This window comes from Maribacter cobaltidurans, assembly GCF_002269385.1.
Lineage (GTDB): Bacteria > Bacteroidota > Bacteroidia > Flavobacteriales > Flavobacteriaceae > Maribacter > Maribacter cobaltidurans.
In genome coordinates, this window is record NZ_CP022957.1 from 4,427,710 (window position 1) to 4,451,482 (window position 23,773).

Annotated in this window: 24 protein-coding genes and 1 tRNA gene; 14 read left to right on the forward strand and 11 right to left on the reverse strand. The window is 38.3% G+C overall.

Features of this window, described 5'->3' with window-relative positions; all coding sequences use genetic code 11:
* The first annotated feature begins 47 nt into the window (after positions 1-47).
* From CJ263_RS19930 to CJ263_RS19940, 3 genes are read left to right on the forward strand one after another with little or no spacing between them, the layout of a single operon-like run.
* Positions 48-545 carry an SRPBCC family protein gene (locus CJ263_RS19930; protein ID WP_094998866.1) on the forward strand — a complete coding sequence of 166 codons (498 nt, stop codon included), beginning with the start codon at positions 48-50 and terminating at the stop codon, positions 543-545.
* A complete protein-coding gene (locus CJ263_RS19935) occupies positions 546-1,232 on the forward strand; it encodes an SDR family NAD(P)-dependent oxidoreductase (RefSeq protein ID WP_094998867.1) in 687 nt (228 codons plus the stop codon). It abuts the gene before it with no gap.
* Positions 1,233-2,549 (forward strand): cryptochrome/photolyase family protein, encoded by a 1,317-nt coding sequence (locus CJ263_RS19940; RefSeq protein WP_094998868.1) that lies wholly within the window; start codon positions 1,233-1,235, stop codon positions 2,547-2,549.
* Positions 2,550-2,553: 4 nt separating this feature from the next.
* On the opposite strand, the gene CJ263_RS19945 is transcribed toward CJ263_RS19940, so the two are convergent.
* A complete protein-coding gene (locus CJ263_RS19945) occupies positions 2,554-3,612 on the reverse strand; it encodes a DUF6340 family protein (protein ID WP_094998869.1) in 1,059 nt (352 codons plus the stop codon).
* Between the two features lie 237 nt (positions 3,613-3,849).
* On the opposite strand from CJ263_RS19945, the gene CJ263_RS19950 reads away from it, so the two are divergent.
* The 5 genes from CJ263_RS19950 to CJ263_RS19965 are packed head-to-tail and all read left to right on the forward strand — an operon-like array spanning position 3,850 to position 7,418.
* A complete protein-coding gene (locus CJ263_RS19950) occupies positions 3,850-5,277 on the forward strand; it encodes an amidohydrolase (RefSeq protein ID WP_094998870.1) in 1,428 nt (475 codons plus the stop codon).
* 12 nt (positions 5,278-5,289) lie between these two features.
* Positions 5,290-5,448 (forward strand): Lacal_2735 family protein, encoded by a 159-nt coding sequence (locus CJ263_RS21045; protein WP_158657209.1) that lies wholly within the window; start codon positions 5,290-5,292, stop codon positions 5,446-5,448.
* Positions 5,414-5,914, forward strand: coding sequence for a VOC family protein (locus CJ263_RS19955; RefSeq protein WP_094998871.1), 501 nt, complete (start codon positions 5,414-5,416; stop codon positions 5,912-5,914). Before CJ263_RS21045 ends, CJ263_RS19955 begins: the two co-directional genes overlap by 35 nt.
* A gap of 43 nt (positions 5,915-5,957) precedes the next feature.
* Positions 5,958-6,362 (forward strand): GNAT family N-acetyltransferase, encoded by a 405-nt coding sequence (locus tag CJ263_RS19960; protein ID WP_094998872.1) that lies wholly within the window; start codon positions 5,958-5,960, stop codon positions 6,360-6,362.
* Positions 6,363-6,416: 54 nt separating this feature from the next.
* Positions 6,417-7,418 (forward strand): pirin family protein, encoded by a 1,002-nt coding sequence (locus CJ263_RS19965; protein WP_094998873.1) that lies wholly within the window; start codon positions 6,417-6,419, stop codon positions 7,416-7,418.
* A 6-nt stretch (positions 7,419-7,424) separates the two neighbouring features.
* Here CJ263_RS19965 and murA read toward each other — a convergent pair whose 3' ends face one another.
* The 3 genes from murA to CJ263_RS19980 all read right to left on the reverse strand — a co-directional run bounded on the left by murA (position 7,425) and on the right by CJ263_RS19980 (position 9,768).
* Positions 7,425-8,732 carry a UDP-N-acetylglucosamine 1-carboxyvinyltransferase gene (gene murA / locus CJ263_RS19970; RefSeq protein WP_094998874.1) on the reverse strand — a complete coding sequence of 436 codons (1,308 nt, stop codon included), beginning with the start codon at positions 8,730-8,732 and terminating at the stop codon, positions 7,425-7,427.
* Positions 8,733-8,747: 15 nt separating this feature from the next.
* A complete protein-coding gene (locus CJ263_RS19975) occupies positions 8,748-9,398 on the reverse strand; it encodes a DUF4290 domain-containing protein (RefSeq protein ID WP_094998875.1) in 651 nt (216 codons plus the stop codon).
* An 82-nt stretch (positions 9,399-9,480) separates the two neighbouring features.
* Positions 9,481-9,768: a DUF493 family protein gene (locus CJ263_RS19980; protein ID WP_094998876.1), complete on the reverse strand. Its 288-nt coding sequence runs from the start codon at positions 9,766-9,768 to the stop codon at positions 9,481-9,483.
* Positions 9,769-9,855: 87 nt separating this feature from the next.
* Between CJ263_RS19980 and CJ263_RS19985 the strand changes: the two genes are divergently transcribed.
* The 5 genes from CJ263_RS19985 (at position 9,856) to CJ263_RS20005 (ending at position 14,379) form a co-directional block, all read left to right on the forward strand.
* On the forward strand, positions 9,856-10,416 hold the full coding sequence (locus CJ263_RS19985; RefSeq protein WP_094998877.1) for an AAA family ATPase: 561 nt from the start codon (positions 9,856-9,858) through the stop codon (positions 10,414-10,416).
* Entirely contained in the window at positions 10,417-12,315 is a 1,899-nt protein-coding gene (locus tag CJ263_RS19990; protein WP_094998878.1) for a RecQ family ATP-dependent DNA helicase, read from the forward strand.
* Complete coding sequence (fmt, locus tag CJ263_RS19995; protein WP_094998879.1) at positions 12,312-13,259, forward strand: methionyl-tRNA formyltransferase; 948 nt, start codon at positions 12,312-12,314, stop codon at positions 13,257-13,259. Before CJ263_RS19990 ends, fmt begins: the two co-directional genes overlap by 4 nt.
* A 176-nt stretch (positions 13,260-13,435) precedes the next feature.
* Complete coding sequence (locus tag CJ263_RS20000) at positions 13,436-13,708, forward strand: HU family DNA-binding protein (RefSeq protein WP_094998880.1); 273 nt, start codon at positions 13,436-13,438, stop codon at positions 13,706-13,708.
* Between the two features lie 110 nt (positions 13,709-13,818).
* The gene (locus CJ263_RS20005) at positions 13,819-14,379 is read left to right on the forward strand and encodes a YqgE/AlgH family protein (protein WP_094998881.1); all 561 of its coding nucleotides are present in this window, start codon (positions 13,819-13,821) and stop codon (positions 14,377-14,379) included.
* Here the strand turns inward: CJ263_RS20005 and CJ263_RS20010 are convergent.
* On the reverse strand, positions 14,376-15,221 hold the full coding sequence (locus CJ263_RS20010; RefSeq protein ID WP_094998882.1) for an aminotransferase class IV: 846 nt from the start codon (positions 15,219-15,221) through the stop codon (positions 14,376-14,378). The two genes, CJ263_RS20005 and CJ263_RS20010, sit on opposite strands and share 4 nt — an antisense overlap.
* Positions 15,222-15,273: 52 nt before the next feature.
* Complete coding sequence (locus tag CJ263_RS20015) at positions 15,274-15,657, reverse strand: START-like domain-containing protein (protein WP_094998883.1); 384 nt, start codon at positions 15,655-15,657, stop codon at positions 15,274-15,276.
* 204 nt (positions 15,658-15,861) lie between these two features.
* Between CJ263_RS20015 and CJ263_RS20020 the strand changes: the two genes are divergently transcribed.
* Positions 15,862-15,935, forward strand: a tRNA-Met gene (locus tag CJ263_RS20020).
* Positions 15,936-16,267: 332 nt separating this feature from the next.
* Here the strand turns inward: CJ263_RS20020 and CJ263_RS20025 are convergent.
* From CJ263_RS20025 to CJ263_RS20045, 5 genes are all read right to left on the reverse strand, one after another.
* Positions 16,268-19,402, reverse strand: coding sequence for an AAA family ATPase (locus CJ263_RS20025; RefSeq protein WP_094998884.1), 3,135 nt, complete (start codon positions 19,400-19,402; stop codon positions 16,268-16,270).
* Positions 19,399-19,932 (reverse strand): ABC-three component system middle component 1, encoded by a 534-nt coding sequence (locus CJ263_RS20030; protein ID WP_094998885.1) that lies wholly within the window; start codon positions 19,930-19,932, stop codon positions 19,399-19,401. The genes CJ263_RS20025 and CJ263_RS20030 overlap by 4 nt, the downstream gene beginning before the upstream one ends.
* Positions 19,907-21,262, reverse strand: coding sequence for an ABC-three component system protein (locus CJ263_RS20035; protein WP_094998886.1), 1,356 nt, complete (start codon positions 21,260-21,262; stop codon positions 19,907-19,909). The genes CJ263_RS20030 and CJ263_RS20035 overlap by 26 nt, the downstream gene beginning before the upstream one ends.
* On the reverse strand, positions 21,259-22,335 hold the full coding sequence (locus CJ263_RS20040; protein WP_094998887.1) for a ComEC/Rec2 family competence protein: 1,077 nt from the start codon (positions 22,333-22,335) through the stop codon (positions 21,259-21,261). The genes CJ263_RS20035 and CJ263_RS20040 overlap by 4 nt, the downstream gene beginning before the upstream one ends.
* Positions 22,336-22,507: 172 nt before the next feature.
* Positions 22,508-23,710: a patatin-like phospholipase family protein gene (locus tag CJ263_RS20045; RefSeq protein ID WP_158657210.1), complete on the reverse strand. Its 1,203-nt coding sequence runs from the start codon at positions 23,708-23,710 to the stop codon at positions 22,508-22,510.
* Positions 23,711-23,773 lie beyond the last annotated feature (63 nt).

Here is a 23,773-nt window from a genome sequence, read left to right on the forward strand (position 1 = left end):
ATATTTTTGTTGAACAAAAATCAATTTATATTTGTTAAAATTATAACATGCAACTCTATCAATTACGTTCGAAACAATACTTGCCCATTAGCACTGACAAAGCGTGGAACTTTCTTTCAGACCCTTCTAATTTAAAGGTAATTACCCCAGACCATATGGGTTTTGATATACTTTCCGGTGCCGATAGAAAGATGTTTCCAGGTCAAATTATACAATACAAAGTCAAACCCTTTCCAGGGTATACTACTAAATGGGTGACTGAAATCACACATGTAAAAGAGGGAAGTTATTTTGTGGATGAACAACGTTTTGGGCCTTATAATTTATGGCATCATAAACATTTTATCAAAGAGGTCAAAAAAGGTGTGGAAATGGAAGACATCATAGATTACAAGCTTCCATTCGGATTATTGGGTCAATTGGTTCATCCTTTTTTGGTGAAAAAGCAATTACAGCAAATTTTTAATTATCGAGAGCAAAAATTGAATTCGCTATTTGGTAGTATAGAGGGCATTGAAAATACTATTGAATTTAAAACTATTTAAATGAAAACTATTTTACTTGTTGGAGGTACTCATGGAATTGGATCAAATATAGTTGAACAATTAAAGGAATCACATAAATTGATTCTTGCTACCCGTTCCGAACCGTCTGAGTCACATCAAAATATTGAACATATAACGTTTGACGCCACAAAAGATTCCCTTAACGTAGATGACCTACCTGAGCTGGATGGGTTTGTATATTGTCCCGGCACCATCAACCTTAAACCCTTTAAAATGATGAGTTTGGACACTTTTGAGGAGGATATGGAAATCAATTTCTTTAGTTTAATCCGTGTGGTTAAGGACATAATGCCTAAAATGAGCGAATCCGGTAGCTTGGTATTCTTTAGCACTGTAGCCGTGAGTAACGGAATGCCGTTTCACACCAGTGTTGCAGCGGCAAAAGGAGCCATTGAAGGCTTTGCAAAATCCTTGGCTGCGGAGTATGCTCCAAAATTGAGAGTGAACGTAATTGCACCCTCGTTAATAGATACACCTTTAGCCAGCAGGCTCTTAAACAATGACAAGAAAAGAGATTCCATGAGTGAAAGGCATCCACTGAAAAGAGTGGGTAAGCCGGAAGATATTGGAAATATAGTCTCTTTTCTATTAACTGATAAAAGTTCCTGGATGACAGGGCAAGTAATTGGCGTAGATGGCGGAATATCAACCTTAAACCTGAATTAGATGTCTAAAAACAAGCTATCCATATTTTGGTTTAGAAGAGATTTACGGTTAGACGACAATGTAGGTTTCTTAGAAGCCCTAAAAGATGACTTTGAAGTACTTCCTATTTTTATTTTTGACGAGAATATTCTTTCCAAACTTCCAAAAAATGATGCGCGAGTAACCTTCATTTATGAAACGCTACAAAAAATGAGGAATGAACTCCAGAATGAGTGGAACAGTTCCTTGGCCATATATCATGGAACACCGGAAAAAATCTTTAAAGAACTAATTGAAACCCACGAAATCGCCTCAGTATTCACCAACAGGGATTATGAACCTTATGCAAGAAACCGAGATAAGGAAATTGGGGATTTGTTGGAAAAAAATAATATAACGTTCAAGACTTTTAAAGATCAGGTCATTTTTGAAAAGTCAGAGGTTGTGAAGGAAGATGGAGATCCATATGTGGTTTATACACCCTACAAAAACAAATGGAAGGAAACCTTTGACCCTGAAAAGCATTTGGACATACATTACACCCATTCCTATATGGGGAACCTTATAGAAAATACACGATTGCCCAATCTTTCGCTGAGTGATTTCGGATTTGAAAAATCGGAAATTTCCGTTCCTTATTATACCGTTACCCCAACCTTGATCAATAACTATGAGGATACTAGAAATTTTCCTGCCAAGGAGAATGGCACTTCCAGATTAGGCCCGCATTTGAGATTCGGTACGGCATCGGTTCGAAAAATGATGAAAAAGGCCATTAACGAGGAAAATGAAGTTTTCTGGAGCGAACTGATTTGGCGCGAGTTTTTTATGCAAATCCTTTGGCACTTTCCACATACCAAGGACAAGGCCTTTAAACCTAAATATGACCGTATCGAGTGGCGCAATAATGAAGAGGAATTTGAAAAGTGGAAAAACGGAAAAACAGGTTATGCTTTGGTCGATGCCGGTATGCGAGAACTGAATACCACTGGTTATATGCACAATAGGGTGCGAATGCTAACGGCAAGTTTCCTTTGTAAACATCTACTTATAGATTGGCGTTGGGGTGAAGCCTATTTTGCCGAAAAGCTATTGGATTATGATATGAGTGCCAATGTGGGCAACTGGCAATGGGCGGCAGGCAGCGGCGTAGATGCGGCACCCTATTTTAGAATATTCAATCCTATGACGCAAGTCGACAAATTTGACAAACAAAAGGAATACATCAATAAGTGGGTTCCGGAATTACAGGAACTCACCTACCCGGACAAAATGGTAGATCATAAAAAAGCCCGGGAACGTTGTTTGGAAACCTATAAAGGGACTCTGAACAATTGATGGATTATCTGGAAAGCTGGTCAAAAGTGGCTTCCAATTGCTGTTGTTGTGCAATTCTGCGCTTTAAAATGTTTACGTAGGTCAAAGCCAATCTTGTTTCATAATCGGAATATGAAGCTGAAGCAAACTCCAACGCCTTCTGTAAATCACCGTTTATCTCATTGATAATGGCCATATTGTAATGCGCCCTTCCCGCTACTTTCATTTTTTGGTTGTCAAGTTCTGTAGCCCATAAATCGGCGGCTCCGTCCCAATTTCCCGTTCGTGCCCTTCTCATGGCGATTTTAAAGTTATTGGTTCCCCGAACAAAATAATCCCTGGCCACCCTAATATTGGCTGGTCTGGTCAAAAGTCCGTAATCAACGCCTATATTGCTACTTATTTGCATTACTCCTTCTTTTCTACCGGCTATGGCCTCGAATGCCTTAGCGGGATTTATACCTTCACCTACAGAAGTTAAATAATCATTGTACCTATATTCATCCAATACGGTTTTTGAATGGGGGTCATACACCCTCCAACCATTTTTAATTACCGTATTCAAGGTTAACCTATGCCCGGGAATTGCGACATTGATACCAATGTTATTGGGTATGCTCACCGTTGTCAGCTCATAGCTTGGTGCAGTATCCGTATCATAAAATTCAAGTGAAAATAAGATATCTACATCATTGCTTTCACATATTTCCTGAACTAATTCTGAGGGAAGAGCTGCTGGAAACACGCCCAAACCCTTTCTTTGGGCCTCAACATCATCAATTATTTTTACGATTTCAAATCTACCGTCCCTACTTAATTCGTCCAAAAGTCCATTCAGTGCAAATTTTGCTCCCTCCTTATCCAAGTTCAATCCTTCAAGAGAAAGTATTTTATCCAACTTATCCAATTTGTTATTCTCTTCAGAAGGAATACTACGGTCAATGATACCTATTTTGGTAACATTTGCAGGAATCGCAATTCTAGGAGGTGTAGTGACCCCCATGGTCAACCTGTTTGTTGAACTACACGAAAGATTGAATAAAATAATGGTTGATAACAAGAATAATAGACTGGACTTTCTCATAATTTTAGTTTTGGGACCTAATGGACTGATATATAACGAAAAACCATGCCAATAATTATATTTTCCAGTTGGAAAGAAAAAAATACATTTCCTTTTCTACTCATAAATTTGCGGAAATCACATTCCATATAACTTTAATAAAAATGTATAAAAGCCTATATTTACTGAACATGGGAAAGCACTATGCTTTCGTGTATCTTAATCTAATGTAAGACCTAACCAAATAACCCAATTAAAATGAAAAAACTTCTTTTTCTGGCTTTAAGTTTTTCTTTTGTGATCAGCCTTCACAGTCAAAAAATGAGCAAAAACAAAAAGTCCGTCATTGCCTCTATTGAAAACCATAAAGAACAACTCATTAAAATAAGTGACTCTATATGGGCACTTGCAGAAACAGCTTTTGATGAAACGGAATCCTCGAGAATCTTGGCAGACTATGCCGAAAAGAATGGCTTAAACGTCACTAGGGGTGTTGCAGACATTCCAACTGCATTTACAGCAACCTATGGTTCAGGAAAACCGGTTATCAGTATATTAGGTGAGTTTGATGCGCTCCCTGGAATTTCACAAAAGGCAACTCCTGAAAAATCACCTTTAAAAGAAGGTGCTGCTGGCCATGGTTGTGGTCATAATATGTTCGGTACGGCAAGTCTTGGTGCCGCTATTGCCATAAAGGAATTAATGGATGAGGGTAAAATTAAGGGAACCGTGAAATTTTTGGGTACACCGGCCGAAGAAAAATACTTTGCAAAAGTTTGGATGGTGGAAGCCGGTCTTTGGGACGATGTTGACGTGAATGTGAGTTGGCATCCATCCGCCGGGATCGAGGCCGATGTACAAACAGGACTTTCCCTAATCGATTTTATCGTGGAATTCTATGGACAGACTGCACATGCATCCGCTGATCCTTGGAACGGAAGAAGTGCTTCCGATGCCTTGGAACTATATACCACAGGAATTAATTATTATAGGGAACACATACTTCCTACATCCAGAATACATTATCATATACAGGATGGTGGTCAAGTAGTTAACGTTGTTCCAGATTATGCCAAATTATGGGTAAGGGTTCGGGATCCAAAAAGATCCAAGATGTTACCTACCTATGAACGTGTTAAGGCCATGGCCGAAGGCGCTGCTATTATGGCCAATGTCGATTACAAAATATCCTTGGTGTCCGGTATCTACGAAACCTTGGTCAATAGAAAGGGTGGTGAAATCATGCAATCGAATCTTGAACTTTTAGGTCCTATTAGTTACACGGATGAGGAGGAAGCTTTTGGTAGGGCCATTCAAAAGGCAACTGGAAAACCGGAAGTAGGTATGGACGGTAAAATACATCCATTGAAGGAAACCGAGGAGAATCCGGGTGGAGGATCTACGGATGTTGGCGATGTAAGCTGGAACGTTCCTAATATAAATTTGGGCGTTACCGTTGCTCCTAAAGATACTCCATGGCACTCTTGGGCCGTAGTTGCCTGCGGAGGAATGTCCATAGGGCACAAGGGAATGGTCTACGCTGCCAAGGCTATGGGCATGACCATGCTTGACCTTTTTGAAAATCCAAAAATGGTAGAAGAGGTTAAGTCCGAGTTTAAGACCAGAAAAGGTGATGAAGTCTATGAGCCAATGATCGATGGTCCTCCTCCAATCGGTAAAAATTAAAACAACCTATTTTTGTTCGGATTGTTCAAGAAAAAAACAGAAAAAGAAAAATTAACATATCAAAAGCTAATGAAGGAGGCTTTTGAATTATCTAAATCCAATAGAAGAGCAAGTGATGAAAAATATGCCGAAGCCGATGAGTTACAAAAACGAATGGACGCACTTGACTAGTGTAGGACGGCTAACAGTGATAATCCTAATTTTCCTTTTCGCACACTTGAACCTTAAGGCACAGGAAAGTAGCGGTCCCAACTTTGATTTTAAATATGACCATTATTCTCTAATTGTAAAGGATTTGGAAAAAACGGGAGAATTTTACAAAGAAATCCTTAGGCTTAAGGAAACACCACATCCATCCGCTACTAGTGGGTTTAGGTGGTTTATCATCAACGGAAATTCCCAATTGCATTTGATTGGCAAGGACAGCGTAGCCATGAAGCACAGCAAGAGTGTACATTTATGTTTGGCCACCCAAAAACTGGATGAATTCATTGCATATCTGGAAGAAAAGAAAGTACCCTATTCGGACTGGCCGGGCAAACCAAATGCGGTAACGCTAAGAGCAGATGGAGTAAGGCAGATTTACGTACAAGACCCGGAAAACAATTGGGTGGAAATCAACACTGCAGAGCATTGAGGATAAGCAAAAGAATTTTTTAAACAATAAAACCATACTATAATTGCTCATCAAAAGTGTTTCGGCAGAAACTACTTGGCCAATAAGGCATGAAGTTATGTGGCCAGAGCTTCCTATGGATTTTGTTAAACTCGAAAATGATAGCAAAGGGAAGCATTATGCCATTTTTGTCAATGATAACATAGTGAGTTGCATTTCGCTTTTTATAGAGGGCGATTCCGCACAATTCAGAAAACTTGCGACAACGCCCCAACACCAAAGAAAAGGTTGTGCTTCTGCGCTCATTAATCATGTCAAAATGGTTTGTTATCAAGATAATATTAAAAGATTATGGTGCAATGCTAGGGTTGACAAGGCTAATTTTTATGAAAATTTTGGAATGGCCAAAACAAACAAATTCTTTACAAAGGCAGGTCTAGAATTTGTAATCATGGAAGGCATTTTGTAAAAATGCTGGGCTGCCGTAATTTTAAACTTGCTTAGCAACTAATAATTCAAATAGATGAATACTTATATATTAAGAAAATTTCCTCTTGGTTTTCAATGGCAAACCCAGGATCCTTTTTTGTTCTGTGTGCACCACTTGGACCATTTTCCAAAAGGTACTGCCGATTTAGGTCCAGACCCTGATTTGTTAAAGGGTAAGCCTTTAGGAAGTGACTTCGATCCAAATCAAGATTGGCGTATGTATCATGGACAGACCATACCTGGCTTTCCCGCACATCCGCATGTCGGTTTCGAAACGGTAACCGTTGTTAACCAAGGTTTTTGTGATCATTCAGATTCTTTAGGGGCCGCAGGGCGTTTTGGCCTGGGCGACACGCAATGGATGACAGCAGGTAGTGGTGTCCAGCATTCCGAAATGTTTCCACTTTTGAATTCAGAAAAAGAAAATACGTTGGAACTATTTCAAATTTGGTTGAATCTACCCAAAAAATCCAAATTTGCCGACCCATACTTTAAGATGCTATGGCATGAGGATATACCGGTATTGGAAATGGAAAGTGCTACTGTCACTGTGATCGCAGGAAATTTCAAGGATACTTTAGCCCTCGCACCGCCACCTGACTCATGGGCATCAGAACCAGCAAACAAGGTAGCCATTTGGAGTATCACTATTAAAGCCAACGGAGAAATACGTCTTCCTAAATCTGAAAAAGGTATCAATCGAAGTATTTATTTTTACGAAGGTGACTCCATTACCATAGATTCGGAAAAAATCCTTGCAAATTTTGGAATCGATGTAGATTCCACAGCGGATATTACCATAAAGGCCGGGTCTGAACAAGCAAAAATTCTAGTGTTGCAGGGTGCTCCCATAAATGAGCCCGTTGCTCAACAGGGTCCTTTTGTTATGACGAACAGGGAAGAACTGCAAAAAGCATTTTCACAATTTAGGTTGACTCAATTTGGAGGTTGGCCATGGCAATATCCTGATAATGTACACCCTGCTGAAAAAGGCCGATTTGCAAAATATCCCGATGGTACCCTTGTGGAAAAATAAACAGGGTTAAACCCTATCGATTTTTGCCCCAATGGCCCTTAACCTAACATCTATATCTTCGTACCCTCTATCGATTTGTTCGATATTGTGAATAGTAGATGTTCCTTTAGCCGAAAGTGCAGCAATCAATAGAGAAACACCTGCCCTAATATCGGGTGAGGTCATTGTTGTAGCTTTCAGTGTCGACTTAAAATCATGCCCAATGATTGCCGCCCGATGAGGGTCACAAAGAATAATTTTAGATCCCATATCCAATAGCTTGTCCACAAAAAACAATCGGCTTTCGAACATTTTCTGATGAATGATCAGCTCACCTTTTGCCTGGGTTGCAACAACAAGTATTATACTTAAAAGATCTGGTGTTAATCCTGGCCAAGGAGCATCGGCAATGGTCAAAATAGAGCCGTCGATATAATTTTGAATTTCATATCCGTCTTTGTGTTCGGGTATGTAAATATCATCTCCCCTACGCTCTAGTTGAATACCCAATTTTTTAAATGTCGTTGGAATCTGACCAAGATCGTCCCAGCTTACATTCTTAATGGTCAATTCACTTTTCGTCATGGCGGCTAGTCCGATCCAGCTCCCAATTTCAATCATATCGGGTAGCATGGTATGTTCTGTACCACCCAGAGAATCTACACCTTCAATTTCCAACAAATTGGAACCCACACCTGTAATTTTGGCACCCATTCTGTTCAGCATTTTACATAATTGCTGTAAATAGGGTTCGCAGGCAGCATTATAAATTGTTGTTTGGCCTTTTGCCAATACCGCCGCCATAAGAATATTGGCAGTTCCGGTAACCGAAGCTTCATCGAGCAACATGTAGGTACCTTTGAGCTCTTTCGCCTCTACCCCATAGAAATATTCTTCCCTATTATATCTGAATTTGGCACCTAATTTTATGAACCCCTCAAAATGCGTGTCCAGCCGTCTTCTTCCAATCTTATCTCCTCCAGGTTTGGGAATATATCCCTTCCCAAAACGAGCCAATAACGGACCTACCAACATAATTGAGCCCCTAAGACCTCTACCGTCCTGTTTAAATTGATCGGATTGTAAATAATCCAAGTTTATGTCGTCTGACTTAAAAGTATAGGAACCTTTACCTTTCTTTTGAATTTTTACGCCCAAATCCTCCAAGAGGGATATGAGCTTGTTCACATCTACAATATCAGGAATATTATGGATGGTTACTTTTTCAGATGTAAGAAGCACCGCACATAAAATTTGCAAAGCTTCATTTTTAGCACCTTGTGGCGTTATTTCACCAGATAGTGAATGACCACCTTCTATCTTAAATGTTCCCATTTAGGAAAAGGAAATTTAGTAGCGTTTTTTACCGCGATTATTACTTCGATTCTTTTTACCGGAAGAGGACCTTGGAGTTTTTGCAACCCTGTTTTTTAGAAATTGACCACTATCCGTAAGGTTTTCACCTTTGGCGGCCAAATCGATCTCACCATTGCTAAGCTCATAAAGATGTTTGAAAATTGCGGCATCGTCCACCACTTCCTTATTCCAATTGAGATAGCATTTCTTCATGTGATTTGCTATGGCGTACTCCAAACCTGCACGTTTATCCCCTTTTTCCCATTTTACGGCCACATCAATCATTCGTTTGATGTTATTGCCATAAAATCTGTATTTGGGATAATTTTGTGGATAGTCCAAAGGTTCTGGACGCTTTTGAAGCATTTCCTTGGAAGTAATGGGGAAAGGTGATTCAACGTCCAATTTAAAATCGGACATTATGAACAGTTGATCCCATAACTTATGTTGAAAATCAGGAACGTCACGTAGATGGGGCTGTAAATTGCCCATTACACTAATTATCGATTTTGCTATCCTATTGCGTTCCGCAGTGTCTTCTATGGTTACTGCGTAGTCCACCATTTTTTGAAAATGCCTACCATATTCAGGTATAATCAATTGTGGACGCTCTGTATTGTACTCGAGGTTGTCTACTAAATCCAAATTGGAAAATTTATCTTAAAATTGTTGAAGAAGTATTCTTTAAACGTCTGCAAATTAATAAAATTATAGGTGAAATACTATTTTAAAGGGAGATTACCCCCTCTATAGCCCCTACTTCCTTATATTTTGCAATGACTTCGTCTGGATTTTCCAAATTGACCGTAATCGAGACGCTCGTATATTTACCATTTTTTGACTTTTTGGACTCTATTACCGCTCCCATGTTGTCAAAAATCTTGTGAATACGGTTTATCTTATTCTGGTCGGACAATACTATAAACTTATATAGATAGTTGGAAGGCCATGAACTGGTAGCCTCTAATTGTTCCTTTAATTTATCATAAAACTCCTCAGAATTCGTTTCCTCCATGGCTTTGTTTTTTGCAAAGATACATTGAATTGCCTAGTTTTTTTATACCCATGCTTTCGCTATTTTTGTTATATAAAACCATTTTGTTTGGACTTTAAAAGAATTGTTATCACCGGTGCCCCGGGTACCGGAAAAACGTCCGTCATAAAATCATTGGAAAATGCCGGCTACCATTGTTTCCATGAAATTATACGGACCATGACCCTAGAGGCCAAAAAAAGCCAGCATCCCGATTCACCTTTGAGCAACCCCATTGATTTTGTGGATGATTCACTGGCATTTAACCGTGCCCTGATTTTAGGTAGATTGGAACAGTTCAAAGAAGCTTCCCAAATTAGAGAAAAGTTAGTCTTCTATGATCGCGGAACACCGGATGTTCTGGCCTATATGGACTATTTTGGGCAAACCCAACAGCAAGATTTTAAGGATATATGTGAGAAGAACAAATATTGCCAAGTCTTTATTTTACCTCCTTGGGAGGAAATCTATGAACAGGATAACGAACGATTGGAAAGTTATTCGCAAGCTGTGGACCTTCACGTACATCTGGAAGAAACGTATTCATCATTGGGCTATTCCCCCATAGAGGTTCCGTTTGGAACAGTTGATGAAAGGCTAGCCTTCATTCTTAATAAGACCAACATATAGGTGAGTACCGAACCACATAGAATCCTACAACAATATTGGGGTTATCCAAATTTTAAGGGCTCCCAGGAAGTTATTATTAATGCAGCACTAAAGGGACAAGATGTTCTGGCACTATTACCTACAGGAGGAGGCAAATCCATATGTTTCCAAGTTCCTGCTATGGCTCAGGAGGGAATTTGTATTGTGGTTTCCCCACTGATTTCCCTAATCCAGAATCAGGTTGCCCAACTAAAGAACCTTGGCATCAAGGCAATAGGAATGACTGGAGGGCTGAAATTTGTGGAGGTCAACGACCTACTGGACAATTGTATTTATGGGAACTATAAGTTTATTTACCTCTCACCGGAACGTTTGGAACAAGAAATTATCCGCGACCGGATACGCCAAATGAACGTTAATTTTCTGGTCGTAGATGAGGCCCATTGTATTTCCCAATGGGGCCATGATTTTCGTCCTGCATATCTCAAGTGTCAAATATTAAGGGAACTACAGCCGGATGCACCCATGCTGGCATTGACGGCAACTGCAACCCCAAAAGTCACCCAGGATATTATAGAACACTTGCAATTATTAAATCCATTGGTGCAAAAAGACTCCTTTTCCAGGAGCAACATCGCTTTCCAAGTCCATTATAATGAAGATAAGAGCCATCAACTATTACATTATTGCAAACAACTTAGAAGTAGTGGAATTGTTTACACCCGATCCAGAAAGGTTACGAAGGAACTAAGCTCCTATCTAATCAAGAATGGTATCTCCTCCACATTTTACCATGGTGGTATACCCGAAAAAGACAAAAAGGACAAGTTGGAAAAATGGCTTAAAAATGACATTACGATCATAGTGGCCACAAATGCCTTTGGCATGGGCATCGACAAGCCAGATGTTGAATTGGTGGTGCACTATCAAATTCCGGACTGTATTGAAAATTATTTTCAGGAGGCCGGAAGAGCTGGTAGAAATGGTGAAAAGGCCCAAGCTATACTGCTAACTAACAAAACCGATATAGAACTGGGAAAGAAACAGTTTTTAAGCGTATTGCCGGATGTTTCCTTCGTCAAGTACATTTATAACAAATTGAACAATTATTTTCAAATTGCCTATGGAGAGGGAAGCAACGAAAAATATCGGCTCAATTTCAATGAATTCTGTTCCGTCTATCAGTTAAACTCCCTATTGAGTTATAATGTGTTGAAAATTTTGGACAGGAATTCAGTCATTGCGCTATCGGAATCCTTTCATAGAATGACCGGCATACAATTTATTTCTTCCAAGGAAAATATCATGACTTATTTGAGCAGAAATACTTTTTTAGATGATTTGGTCAAATTGATACTAAGGACATACGGTGGCATCTTTGAAAATGAAACCCACATCAATACCTTTACCCTTGCACAAAAATTGAACTATCCGGAAAAAAAAGTACTTGATTACTTGGAGATTTTAGAGAAGGATGAAATTGTAGATTACAAGGCATCCCACAGCGACCTTGAACTTACTTTTTTGGTACCTCGGGAGGATGGCCATACCATTAATAGGTTTGCAAGGAACATTACCGAGCAAAATGAACTGAAAAAATTTCAAGTTGATGCCATTCTAGGATATATCAATAACAATAAAATTTGTAGAAGTAAACAGTTATTGCACTACTTTGGGGAGAAGTCTTCCAAGGACTGCGGAATCTGCGATGTTTGTGTGAACGATACATCAAATAGGGAAGAGTTATCTGACCTTAAAGAACAAATCATTTCCCTTTTAAGAAAACAGACAGCCTCTTCCAAAAAAATGCAAAGTGCCCTAGGTTGTTCCTCCAATGATTTGGTTTTCATCCTAAAGGAGCTTCTAGAAGAAGGTAGCATTACCTTAAATTTAAAGAATGAGTATAAAATTGTAGTATGAAAAAGTTAAGAATTGTGTTCATGGGTACCCCGGATTTTGCTGTAGGCATCCTAGATTCCATATTGAATACCAACTATAACGTTGTGGGTGTTATAACCGCTCCGGATAGGCCTGCAGGAAGAGGAAGAAAATTAAATGAATCTTCCGTGAAAAAATATGCCATGGAAAAAGGCCTTCATATTTTGCAGCCCACCAATCTCAAGAGCGAAGAATTTCTCAATGAGCTGAAATTGCTGAAAGCCAACCTGCAAGTTGTAGTAGCCTTTAGAATGCTTCCTAGGGTAGTTTGGCAAATGCCTGCATACGGGACATTCAATCTTCATGCCTCACTTCTTCCGCAATATAGGGGAGCTGCGCCTATTAACTGGGCCATAATTAATGGCGAAACAAAGACCGGCGTCACTACATTTTTTATAGATGAAAAAATAGATACCGGAGCAATTATCCTCCAAAAAGAAATCGAAATAGATCCTGAAGAAAATGCAGGTTCCTTGCATGACAAACTTATGGTCCTGGGTTCTGTAGTTGTTTTGGACACCATCCAAAGGATTGCTAATGATAATTTTGAAACTGAGGAACAGGAAAACCCAAAGGAACTTAAGTTGGCACATAAGATACATAGGGATACCTGTAGAATCGATTGGGACCAACCCATGGATAATATATTCAACTTCATAAGGGGACTTAGCCCCTACCCCGCTGCCTGGACCATGCTCCATGATGGGAAAGATGAAACGATTACCAAAATCTACAAAGTCTCCAAAGAGCCGGGAAGGCATGGATTAAAAAATGGGACCCTTATAAATGAAAAAAATGAATTGAGGGTTGCCGTAACAGGAGGGTACTTAAATATACTGGAAGTACAGCTTCAAGGGAAAAGAAAAATGCCTATTAAGGACCTACTAAACGGACTAAATCTATCAAAAAATGCCCATCTTGGCTAAAGCCCCGTGTCCATTGGCCTTACCAACAACGTAAAAAATGCCCTACTTTATCAACAAACCCTCTGAGTTATCAACAAAATAGGGGATTTCCCGCTGTTTTACTTGCGTTGGTCGTAAATCCATATAAATTTGTTCTAGGTTTAAAATTATTTAACAACAATTAATTTAATCACATTATGAACAAAACAGAATTGATCGATGCAATGGCAGCAGACGCAGGCATCACTAAAGCAGCGGCTAAGAAGTCATTGGAATCTTTCTTAGGAAATGTTGAAGGTGCTCTTAAAAAGGGCGATAGAGTCTCTCTAGTTGGTTTCGGATCTTGGTCCGTATCTAAAAGAAATGCAAGAGAAGGTAGAAACCCATCTACAGGTAAAACCATCCAAATCGCAGCCAAAAACGTTGTTAAGTTTAAAGCAGGTTCTGATTTAAGCGATGCAGTAAACTAATTATTACAGGATTATAATATTAAAAGGCGCTTTCATAGCGCCTTTTTTTATGCCCAATTTGGGTAATTAAAATGATTTGTCTTATTTTAGATAGATACAGATAACTAAAGATGGTCCATTTGAAACCAAATAAAGGAAAGTTATTGATTGCAGAACCTTCACTAACCGGAGATGTTTCCTTTAATAGGTCTGTAGTACTCTTGGCCGAGCACAATGAGGAGGGTTCCGTTGGATTCATATTGAACAAGCCATTGGAATATCAGATAAGTGATTTGGTATCCGAAATTTCCAAACCATTTCAAGTATACAATGGAGGTCCAGTGGAACAGGACAATCTTTACTTCATACACAAGGTTCCCCAATTAATAGACAATAGTGTAGAAATTTCGGACGGTATTTATTGGGGAGGAGACTTTGATAAGACTGTAGATCTTATAAACAATCACATCATTAGCGAGGATGATATCCGATTTTTTCTTGGTTATTCAGGATGGTCGTCCTTACAATTGGACAAGGAACTTTCATCCAATACTTGGATTGTGGCAAAAAACGAGCACCAAAGTCAAATCATACAAAAATCTTCTAGTGCCTTCTGGAAGGAAAAAATGTTGGAACTTGGTGGAGATTATTTATTATGGTCCAATGCCCCGGAAAATCCAAGTCTTAATTAGATAGCTATACGTGCCAAGGCATTAAGTCTCCCAACCATTTTTTTGGCGATTTCAGTACTGAACTCCTTTTTTCGGTAATTAGTCACAGAAATAATTCCACTAATCGTATTGGTGATAAACATCTCATCGGCCTTTTGAAGTCCAAAAGGGGAAATACTTTCTTCTTTGATTACGAAGTTTTCATCATCCTTTAACATAGAAATCAATTTCTTCCTGATGATTCCGTCTATACACCCATCTTTTAAGGGGGGAGTCTTGATAATATTACCGGAAACCAAAAATACATTTCCATTGATGGCCTCTACTACTTGCTTGTCCTGATTAAGTAAAAGGCAGTTTTGATAATCATTTTCCTGGGAGTAAATTCCCGCTACAACATTTAAAATTTTATTGTTCGTCTTAAGATTTGATAGCATATCCGGGTTTACATAGAAATCTTTGAAAAGTTCCACTTCGTAGGTAGCATCGCCCAACACGTAGAAAGTTGATTGTAAACTTTTAGCTTCAATCACATAGGAAATCTCGTTGGTCTTTGGCGTATACAGTCCGCCATTGTTTCTATATACCGAGAAACGCACTCTATGGGCAGGGCCATTGACATTCCCTTGTATGGTCTTAATAATTTCCTCTTCAAAAAAATCCATGGTAAAATTCATGGGAATCTCCATCCTAAGAATCCGCATAGAGGCCATAAGTCTTAGGTAATGTTCCTCTAGAAAGTATATATGGCCGTTTACCACCCTAAGGGTCTCAAAAAGGGAATCTCCATAACGAAAACCACGATTGTTCTGATTAAGAAAATAATGGTTGTCACCGTACAATTCACCATTCAAATTTATCATAAAAAAAGGCCTTTATATTAAAGGCCCAAAGATACTCTTTAAATGATAAATTTTATTTTGAGCCTAATACCTGTTTTAAATCGGACACTTGATTTTCCCACAACATTTTAGCCTCGTCCACTTCGTCCTCATCCGCAAAATCAGTTATGAACAAAGAAACGTCCTTGGTTATTTCATCAACAATAATCTTCATTTCAAAATAGGTATCATCATCCCCCTCTGTCCAAGAAAACCTTACAAACTCATCGGATTTCCTCTTGAGTAATTTAGCCTCTTCCTCTGCACCGTCCCAAATAAAAATATATTTCTCGCCCCGGGAGTTCACATTATCTGCAAACCATTCGGACAGACCTGAAGGTGTAACCAAATACTGATATAGTAGCTGTGGAGAAGATTGTATGACGTATTCTATTTCAAATTTTATTTTTTCGCTCATTCGATCGTCTTTATTTGCCCAATATATATATTTCTACATGATAAAAAAATAAAAGCAGCCTAATATTTTTTAGCCGACTAATGTTGATGAAGAAAAAATTAAACTCTATATTTGCAGCCGCAAAAATTACCATGGCGAGGTAGCTCAGCTGGTTAGAGCGTCGGATTCATAACCCGGGGACAAAATTGAAATATTGTAGTAAATGGCGAGGTAGCTCAGGTGGTTAGAGCGTTGGATTCATAACCCAGAGGTCGGGGGTTCAAGTCCCCCTCTCGCTACTTTTTGATGATAAAAAACCCAAGATGAAAATCTTGGGTTTTTTTGTTAGGTAAAACATAGGTAAAACATTTTGATATTTTACTTATCTGCTACTAACATGTCAATTCGATACACAATTATTGATATTGTTTATGTAAATAACGATAAGTGGCAACTTTACTCTTAATAAAAGGTACAATTTGGAAAGAGTTTAGATATTAGTCTCATGAAATCTGACTCAATTAATCTGATGTTTTAGAATAAACTCGATTACTAGTCTAGTCATCATAAAATGGATTCTATGGCTATTCGCTTTTGTATCGATCTGCCTATCAGTTTTCAATATCTAAATTCAATTGGTAAGCTGCCGATCGTCCTTAACTTTGCCAAAACTTTCCAGCTCCATAAACTTTGATTTAAAAATCCTAGACGGTATTTTCTTTTTAAGAAGGTTGTGAAAATTTTGATCGTGAGTGGAAAGTATTATTTGTTTCTCTTGGTTAATCACTATACTTCTCAATAAATCAATGGTAGAAAGAACATTGATACTGTCCATTGATTGAATAGGGTCATCTATAAAAATGCAATCGTATTCATGAGAATTTAAGGCAGAGGCCAAGAAAATACTTAAACTTAAAATATTTATTTGGGCCGTACTAAAATATAAGTTTGGTATTAATGTACTTTGATTGTTGTTATCTTTCACAAAAACATCCAAGCTAGGAGTACCTAAGTCAAAATTAGCCTTGAATTCGACAGATTTGAATTCAGGGTGCGGATCAATTTTTTCATAAATCTCATTGATTAATTCCACATAAAAGAACTCCTTAATTTTATTTTCAAGGAACTCTTTAGTTTTTTTAACCTCGGCATTTATAATAGGTGTGACCGATTTTTTCACTAGAGCCAGTTCACCTTCTTCTTTCTCCAATTCAATCTTGGCATTCTTGCGCTCTAAAAACGGAACTATATTTTGGCTGTATTTGTCCAGCTTTCTGTAATCTTCAAGTTTTTTCTTGGTTTTTTTCAGTTGTGCTTTAGTCTCATTTTCTTTTTGTGACAACAACCGCGTAAGCGCTTCATCGCTTAACTCGGGGCCTTCAATGGATAGGCTTTCTTGAAGGAATCTTTCATAAGCTGCAATTTTCTTTTCTAAATCTTTTTTTTGGTCTTCGGCACCGCTTAGTTTGCTTTGCTGGTTATTTTGGCTAAGGGATTTTAGATTTTCTTCCAGGTTTTGGATTTCCTTCCGTAGCTCTGCCAGCAATTCCTGAACCTTGTCTAATGCCGATTGATTTTTTTTAGTTTGCTTTTCAAGAAACCCCTTATTGATTTTTTGACCCGGATTGTTGTCTTCAAACCAATTCTCTATTTCGATAAAGCTTTTCCCAGATTTTAAATTTTCAATTTCCGTGGCAATCAATTCAATTCTACCAATAATTTCTTTTTCATTTGTTTCTAGGTTTGTCAATTCTTGATCGGTCTTGGCTAATTTGGTTCTTGTATCCTCCAAATTTTTCAAAATGCCTTTTAGCGATTCTTTTAAAGCACTTGTATGGTTCTCAAATGACTTGCCATTGGTTTTGTTTATCAGCCCGGCTTGGTTCTCTTTAAGCTTGGCCAAATCACTCTCTTGGGCCTTTAATAATTTTTGGTCCTCAGTTCTACTGTTATCAATTTGGATCCTTCTTTCTTTAAGGTTCTTGAGTCCATTGTCATAAAATAACATCAAATCATTTAGCAACTTTTCCAGTTCGGTGTCGATTTTTGCCATTTCATCGAGCGACCTATTTTTTTGTTCGAGAAGAATTTTTAAGGATTCGGACAAAGCTCGATTGTTGGATATTTTATCTGCCAATGTTTTATACGAATCATATTGGTGTTCGCACAGTGGGCAAGAATCCGTTTCATTGCGATTCACAATATCCAAACCTGATGCTATAAAACCTTGGATAGTAGTATTAAGCTCTTCTTGTTGCGTTATAGTTTCCGCTAGCTGTTTTAGCTCGTTTTTAATGGTGAATTTTTGTTGTGATTTTGCCAGTAAATCTTCTACCACTTTATTCAAACGCGGACTTTCCGAAACGGATGTAAGTGCATATTGCCCTTCTTTAGCTTCCCTTTTCACCAGCTCAAGTTCAGAAATTTGCTCGTCAATTTTTTCTAAATCAGCCCTGTGCTTATCCATTATATCTTCAAGGTCCAATATTCTTTTTTCTCCCTGGTCAATAGCGGTAGCTGTTTTTTCGAGGTTCTCTTTTAACTTGGGTAAGGACTCCTGTTCTTTTTCTAGACCAACTTTATTTTTGGCCAAACTGTCCAAAGTTGCCTTTTCATCAATCTGCTTTCTCCGAACTTGCTCGATTTCTTTATCTAGCTTTGATTTTTGTTTTCTTAAATCTTTCTGTTCTTCATGTTTATCATCTATTTCTTTCTGGGTTTCAAGATAGTTGTCAAACTGGGTTATTAACCTTTCCAAGATCTTGGCCTTTCCTTGTAAAGCCTCTCTTTCCGAATTTCCACTTTCAAGTTCATTCTGAGCAGCTTCAAGCCTCTCGAACTGTTTTAGGTTTTCTTCTATGGCTTTGATTTCAGCAATTAATTTCCTTAGGTTATCTCTAGCCTCAAAATATTGTTTTTTAGAAAACAAACCTTCTTTACCAACAATCGCATTCTCAATTGCCATTAACAGTAACGCCAAATCTGTTGAGTTGTCTTCTTCTATCAATGCTTTGGCCAAAACATCTTGTAAATCCTTAATTTCCTTCTTTGATGCAGATAGCGTTATCAAATCGGAAATGGGCTTTTGATAATCGGTATTTATCTTCTGTATAAGGTTATTAACTGTTTCCAAAATATCCTCTTCGTCCTCTTCCGAGATTTTTGATTTTAAGACCTTGATATTTTCCCTTAGTTCAGCTAAATGTTTTTTATTGGTTTCTTGTAATACTTTTATTTTTTGATAATAAACATCGGTTTCTTGAAGTTCATGATTCTTCATAAACTTGCTGTATCGTATTTCGCCGTCATCCTCTTTTAAGAAGGCGGAAATCCATTCTTGTGACAAAATCACATCTCGAAATGCCAGTTGTTCACCAACATCCTTTTTTGTGTCTGCTTTGTTTGAACCGTGCACCTTTAAAAGCCGTTCAACCGGTTTCTCGTCACGATCGGTGAAGTATCGTACGAAAGTTGGACCAGAAGTATTTGTATTCCTTAATAGATTTACCTGCTTTTTATCCGTGTCCAATTCACGAAGGGTGTTTATTGATTTTTCGGTATCCTTGCCCCTGCGCCAAAGCCTACTTACATTGTTGGTTATGCCCCATTCGACCGCGTCATAAAAAGAAGTCTTTCCAAAACCGTTTGGGGCATATAGGGATATAAAATTCAATACCTCACCTTCTGGCGTTGTAAATTTGAACGTGGCATCTTCTGACTTGTCATAGGCCCTGAAACCGGATATTTCTACGGATTTAAACTTCATTTCTTGTTTATGATTTTTTCGACCAATAGGTCATATGCTTTGCGGGCATCAGGCGTTGTGTTAATTTTTTTTAATGTCTTACCCTTTAGAACTTCTTGTATTATTTTGTTTGGTTCAAAGACATTTTGTGTACTCTGTGTGGAAACACCAATATTGACAAGCTTATTCAATATGTGGTCCTCTACCGCGGATTTGTGACTTTCACTCTTATCAATGATTATCTTTCTACAGGAAAATGTGTCGTTCTCAATCTTGTATTTTAGACCCTTGTCCACCGCTTCAGAAAGCCTGAAAAACAAATAGATATTCCAACGTTCAAATTCCTTCTCCAATTTATTTTGGAAATTAATCGCAATAAGGTTCACTATTTGTTGCCAGCTTTCTTCCAAGACCTCGTACCCTTCAATATCAACAAAAAAAGCGTGCGCCTTACCGTTTCCCAAATCTATCTCCTCGTATAATAGTGATAAATCCAAGAATTGTTCTTGAAAAGCTTCCTTTACGTTACCACTCGGGGATGAATCTTTCATATAATCGTTTTAATGTGGCCAAGGATTCGTTTGGCAGACTGTTATCAAAATCTTCATCCAACTCTGTAACAACCCTTTCTTTAAAGGCCGAGATATTTATAAACTTATATTTTTCAAGAGGAAATTCTGATGCTACGTCAATATCATGGCCAAAATGGGTTTGTGCATATTGCTTTCTCGCTTCCGCGATATTTGATGTTATCTTGCTTAAATCAAGTATTTCCATTTCCCTATCTACGGAAGGGATGTTAGAAGCAACGACAACTATACCATCTGGTCCTAAACCCGAGTAATCCAACTTGGGCAAATCCATCAGGTGTGCCGTCCAAAAATCCTGATTGATGTCCGAAAAAAACATTCTGACTTTCTCAAAAACCACTGGCATGTCAGCTAAACTATGGGCCTTGTTTTTGGCTATATTCAATATCGTGAGAAACTCTAACCACATTCGCCATATGCCCCTTTTCTGCAATTCAAAATTAGTTTGCTCCAACAGCAAAAGTCTATTGCTCAAATGCTCTTTAATATAGTTCGGGGTAATATCACTATCCCTTATCTCGCTTGCCTTTACCTTTAACAACTCCGTGAGCTTATCCCTTCTGGAAACTATTACCTCTTGTGGCCCGGTTATAATAGAAAAGATTTCATCCTCAAAAAAGGAAAACGATTTTAAATATGCCGGCAATAATTTCTCCAGCGCTCCCGCGTTTTCGTTTGCATCAATAATTTGATTATAGTATTTTATGGGAATAAAACCAATTTGTCCCAATGCCTGTACGGCGTTGGTTGCCATTCTACTTTGAATCCCGAGAATGGATAAATGATCTGTCTCTATTTTCAAGAACCCGCCTCCGGACATTCCCGCAACGTTATCATAGTTGACCGTACCGAACAATTGTGCCATATGGCAATAATTTCCAGAGGCAAGTATCCTTTCTACCCTATAAGGAGAATACCGCTCCCCCTCGGCACTATCTCTATTCTGAGAAGGAAATCCACAAAGTTGATACCCAACATTTTCGTTGATTTCATTTTTCACAAAAAGTTCTTTGAAACCATCTAAATAATCAATTTTCAGTATCGCGGCGTCTGCCTGGGAGTGCGGAAAATAATTAACACCCAATTCCAGAGTAAACGGTATCAATTCCTCCGACCAGCCGTCTTCGTTTTTCAGATGTCTGAAAATATCAATTTCGGCTCCATTTTGTAAAGCACTGAACAAATGCTTCGCTGTTAAAATATAGGTGTATTCATTCGTCATAGGCTGAAAGAAACATCCACTGCCTTCCCCTACTCTAACACTATATCTCTTTAAGTCTTCTGCGGTCATTTTGAAACGGGGTATTCTGAAATCAACTTCGTTTCAAAATTGGGAAAATCATTTAAATCCTGTTCGGTAAAAATACTCTTCTTTACGTTCTCATAATTGAAATAAATGACTGCTTGGGGATTGACGCTAATTATTCTGGCCAATGTTGCCTTGTGAGGATGACCATGTGAAGAACTATCCGTACTTATTACGTACTTATTCGTTTTTACAACTTCCAAAAGTTCTTTATGCATATTACTTTTACTGCCATGGTGGGATATCTGAAATAGTTCGACCGGGATAGGTTTTTCCTTGGAATATCCCAATTCCTGTAAAGACTTTAATACCCGATCAGGATGGGAATCGGCCAGAAATAAAAAATTCTTTTCGGCATAGGTTAGAAGCACTGTAATGGAACTTCCGTTCTTCACACTTGTATCTTGTTTAAAACGAAAGCTGTCCAGTGTTTCTTTTTGGATGATATCTTTCAGATTTTTTGCCCAGTCCTCTTTCTTTCCGCTTGTATAAACAGGATCTCCCGTTTTCTTATTATACTCACCGACCAATTTTTTCAATTGTGAATTATCGGGAGACAGTATTTTTAATTGGACTCCAAAGAGGGCAAATTCATCACCTTGTCTTATAATTTTTTTGTCCCAAATCTTATGTTTTAGCAAATAGTCTTCAAATTCAATAGCCTCCGCCACCCCAGTGTACGTCGTATTAGGTACTTTGAGATTTAGCCGTAAATCATTATTCTCTTCTTTTTTGAAAAACTGGGCAATAGATTTGCCCGAATTAAACCAGACCTGGCCCACAAGGTTGTAGGCCTTCGCATCCGTTGAGAACCATTTTAACAAGCCTTCGATATGGTCATTATCAATATGGGATAAAATTAGTAGGTCGATTTTTTCCTTTCGCTTTTTAATTTTTTCAATTTCTAGGTGCAACTGCCCATATTGGTTATAACTTGAGTTAAAATACGTTGATGACATTCCCCCATCAATCAGTATATTTCGTGAAGTACCTTCATCATCTTGGTGGGAAATGAGGATGCTATCTCCCTTATGTGCCTCTAAAAATTTAATTATCATGGACTAAAGCTGCTACTTGAATATATTTTAAAAAACATTTTTAAAAGGCAAACGAATTTTAGCTCAAAAAGAGGCCTGTTTACCAATCGACAAGAAAGGGGGTGATGTCAGTAAAAACTGACGCTAAAAATACTAAAATTAATAATACATACGGAAGACCGATCTTTTATAATTAGATTTTCATATTTATCCAATCAGCCATTGCTTCTTTAAAATATTTGTGTCCAAGATCGTGCAACACGTCTCCCTTGGTGTCCAAATTGGTTCTAATCGGTTGGTTATAAATTTCACCTATTTTCCATTTTTCGAAACATTGGTTCAAAAGTTCAATGTCGTCGTCATTGGTTAGATCCATATCTAGATCATAAAGCTCGTTAATCAAGTGATCTAGTTCATTGGCATTATCGTCTTGGGAATGCCTATGCAATAATGGGGACAAGCGAATAAACCGTTTCTTATTCTCTAAAGCCTGCCCCAGATTATTATCGAACCTCCATATATAAGTCATGTAATTTGCCCAGTCCGGAGGCTCATATAAAATGGTCTTAGCTTGATTTATAACGGTTTTCCCAAAAAACTTAAGGCCTAGACCCGGTTTTGTCTTTCGGTATTTTATAACATTGATATATAAAAGGTAAAAATATTTTCGCTCGCGTTGAGATGTGATCTTATTTGAGGTACCTAGTGAGATGATGTTAATCTCCTCTTTACTTACGCCAAGTTTAATGGCTTCCGTGAGACCGGCAGCCACTGGGTTGTTGAACCCTCCTAGAGCACCATCCCACAGATAAAAATTTCGCTCAGATCTTTGGGCCTTTATTCTAGCGGGAAAATCAAAATAGCCAATTGGTGCGTTTGTAGAACCACTAATGGCCTGGATGAGGTTAACAGAATCGAATGGCTTCCCTTCTTTCCCATAAGACTTGAAAAACTTCGCCTTATTATGGAGTGCGTCAAATGTGGTAACTACTAATTTAAGACTGGGCTTACCGATAAAATCAGGAAGGTCTTCCATTGGTATTGCTTCAATCTCACTGAACAAGCTTTTGAGTCCTGCATACTTCTTTTTGACCGAATACTTTGGGCCTGCTCCAAAAAGACCTACAAAATCGGCCGGAAAGTACTTTTCCCAAAAAGAGTTTTTGCTGAAAACCAAGGTTCTATTTTGCTTTTCATAGAAGAGGGACAAACACTTATCAATATCCCAATTACAGCAGAGGGCGGCCAGCACGAGACTTCCACCTGATGTTGCAATGACCAAATCATATTTTCCTAGTATTTCGTGACCCTTGCTATTTCCGTAACGTTCCCTTAAGGTGAGAAATTGGAGTAAAGACCAGCTACCGCCACCATCAAGAGAGAGAATATTGTACATATCATTATTGTTTATAAGTAATTTGTAAGATAAGTATTTCAACAATTATCAAAAAAAGCGGTC